Source organism: Moorena producens 3L (assembly GCF_000211815.1).
GTDB classification, from domain to species: domain Bacteria; phylum Cyanobacteriota; class Cyanobacteriia; order Cyanobacteriales; family Coleofasciculaceae; genus Moorena; species Moorena producens.
In genome coordinates this window covers 1-2,668 of the sequence record NZ_GL890947.1, presented here as the reverse complement: position 1 = coordinate 2,668, position 2,668 = coordinate 1, and the positions used below count along the sequence as shown (strand labels likewise).

Here is a 2,668-nt window from a genome sequence, read left to right as displayed (position 1 = left end):
AAACGACGGCAGCCAGGGCTTCACCGAACATGTGCTGGACAGCAACGCGCTGGAGGCCAAGACGGCGATCGCCGTGGACATCGATGCGGATGGCGATCTCGACATCCTGAGCGCCAGCCACGGCGATGATACCGTGGCGATCTACGAAAATAACGGCAGCCAGAGCTTCACCAAGCAAGTGGTCGATAGCACCGCGGACGGGGCCTATTACGTCACCGCGGCGGATCTGAACGGGGACGGGCTGATGGATATCGCCGCCGCGGCCAAGGTCAGCAATCAGGTGATCGGCTATTTCAACACCGGCAGCGGCTACACCCGGACCGTGCTGGCCAGCGGCCTTGGCGGGGTGCGCTCGGTGATTGCCGAGGATGTCGACAATGACGGCGATATCGATCTGCTGGCCGCCAGCGTCAATGACAACAGCGTGCGGTTCCTGGAGAACAACGGCAGCGGGGTGTTTGGCACCATCACCATCGACGGCAATGCCCTGGGGGCCTATACGCCGACCCCGGCCGACGTGAACCAGGACGGGTTGGTGGACGTCATCGTCGCCAGCAAGACCGACGCCACCGTAGCGCTGCTGCTGCAGCACCGGGAGCAGTCCGCAGTCCTGAACGCGGGCGAAACCCTGGCCATCGATGCGGCGCTGCTGTCGGCCACCGACGCCGAGCAAGGTGCCAGCGAACTGGTCTATACCGTGGTTGCGGCCCCGACCCTGGGCAGTCTGCGGCTCAATGGCAACGCACTGGTGGCCGGTGAGAGCTTTACCCAGGCGGATGTGAACCAGGGCCTGGTTGCCTTTGTCACCACGGCGGGGACCGACGGGCTGGACGGGTTCGAACTGGGGCTCAGCGACGGAAGTTCCGAACCGGCCAGGGTGCTTTTCGACGTCACCATCGGCACTCCGGCCTCGGGCAGCGGGCTGGTGTCGGATGATTTCGCGGGCGGCAGCCTCGATCCGGCGGTGTGGAGCGTGGAAGGCCCGGCCGGGGTCGCGGCGGGTCTCGGCGCCAATGCCACTGACGCCTATCTGGAACTGATCACGCCGGATGGCAATTACGATGCCTGGCAGACCAACAACGCGGCCCGCGCGATGCAGGCCATCGCCGACGAGGATTTCCAGATCGAGGCGCGTTTCCTGACCACCCCCACCGAACGCTTCCAGCTGCAGGGACTGCTGGTGGAGCAGGACGCCAACAACTGGGTGCGCTTTGACACCTATTCCGACGGCAACGTGCTGCGGGTGTTCGCGGCGGTGACGGTGAACGGTTCCTCCTCGGCGCGGGTCAATGCCACGATCCCGGCGGGGGCGGCCGAATATCTGCGGGTGGACCGCACGGGCGATACCTGGACCTATGAATACTCCGCCGACGGCAGCAACTGGACCACGGCGGGCAGCTTCGATCACGCGATCACCGCCACGTCGGCCGGGGTGTTTGCGGGCAATACGGCCCAGGCCACCGGCTATACCGCGCAGGTCGATTACTTCGAGGTCGCCCATGACCCCATCCTCGACGAGGATGGCGGCGGTGGCGGTGGCCCGGTGAACCAGGCCCCTGCGGCCGGGGATGACGCGCTGGCGGTGGGGATGGACACGGCGCTGGTGATCGACGAGGCGGCGCTGCTGGCCAATGACAGCGATCCCGACGGCGACCCGATCACCTTCGACAGCTTCACGGCCCCGGCCAATGGCACCTGGTGGACAATGGCGATGGCACGCTCACCTATACGCCGGATCCCGGTTTCGAGGGGGCGGACAGTTTCACCTATACGATCTCCGACGACAGCGGGCTGGCCGACACCGCGACGGTTGCGCTGACGGTCTCGGCCCCCGCCTCGGGCAGCGGCCCGGTATCGGATGATTTCGCGGGCGGCAGCCTCGATCCGGCGGTGTGGAGCGTGGAAGGCCCGGCCGGGATCGCGGCCGGTCTCGGCAGCAATGCCACTGACGCCTATCTCGAGCTGGTGACGCCGGACGGCAATTACGACGCCTGGCAAACCAACAACGCGGCCCGCGCGATGCAGACCATCGCCGACGAGGATTTCCAGATCGAGGCGCGTTTCCTGACCACCCCCAGCGAGCGCTTCCAGCTGCACGGGCTGCTGGTGGAGCAGGACGCCGACAACTGGGTGCGCTTTGACACCTACTCGGATGGCAATGTGCTGCGGGTGTTCTCCGGGGTGACGGTGAACGGGTCGTCTTCGGTGCGGATCAACATGACGATCCAGCAGGGCGACGCCGAATACCTGCGGGTGGAGCGCCTGGGCGACACCTGGACCTACCAGTATTCCGCCGATGGCAACAGCTGGACCACCGCCGTCAGCTACAGCCACGCGCTGAACGCCACCGCGGCCGGGGTGTTTGCGGGCAACGTGGCCCAGGCCACCGGCTATACCGCGCAGGTCGACTACGTCGAATTCGCCAGTGACCCCCTTCTCGACGAGGATGGCGGCGGTGGTGGCCCGGTGAACCAGGCGCCCGCAGCCGGGGATGACGCGCTGGCGGTGGGGATGGACACGGCGCTGGTGATCGACGAGGCGGCGCTGCTGGCCAATGACAGCGACCCCGACGGCGATCCGATCACCTTCGACAGTTTCACGGCCCCGAGCAATGGCACCCTGGTAGACAATGGCGACGGCACGCTCACCTATACGCCGGATCCGGGCT

General features: G+C 66.5%; 2 protein-coding genes. Both read left to right on the top strand.

Going from position 1 to position 2,668, the window contains the following annotated elements; all coding sequences use genetic code 11:
• The first annotated feature begins 31 nt into the window (after nt 1-31).
• Nucleotides 32-1,819: an FG-GAP-like repeat-containing protein gene (locus tag LYNGBM3L_RS49945; protein WP_044494410.1), complete on the top strand. Its 1,788-nt coding sequence runs from the start codon at nt 32-34 to the stop codon at nt 1,817-1,819.
• 71 nt (nt 1,820-1,890) lie between these two features.
• The coding region (locus tag LYNGBM3L_RS49940; RefSeq protein WP_009149195.1) for a cadherin-like domain-containing protein at nt 1,891-2,668 on the top strand (778 nt) is incomplete at its 3' end.